Annotated in this window: 1 pseudogene; it reads left to right on the top strand. The window is 61.5% G+C overall.

Going from position 1 to position 234, the window contains the following annotated elements:
- Window positions 1-234 (top strand): annotated as a pseudogene (gene tuf / locus EGN72_RS00110) (elongation factor Tu); the annotation flags it as partial.

Raw genomic sequence — 234 nt, 5'->3', positions numbered from 1 at the left:
ATGGAAATCCGCGAGCTGCTGTCCTCGTATGACTACCCCGGCGACGATATCCCGATCATCCGTGGTTCGGCTCTGCACGCCATGAACGGCACGCAGCCGGAAATCGGCGAAAACTCGATCCGTGCGCTGATCGCGGCTGTGGATGAATACATCCCGACCCCGGCCCGCGCTGTTGACCAGCCGTTCCTGATGCCGGTTGAAGACGTGTTCTCGATCTCGGGCCGCGGCACTGTT

Origin of the sequence: Pseudorhodobacter sp. E13 (assembly GCF_003991405.1) — a bacterium.
Lineage (GTDB): Bacteria > Pseudomonadota > Alphaproteobacteria > Rhodobacterales > Rhodobacteraceae > Pseudorhodobacter.
The sequence above is the reverse complement of the archived record's forward strand: the minus strand, read 5'-3'. Positions and strand labels throughout refer to the sequence as shown.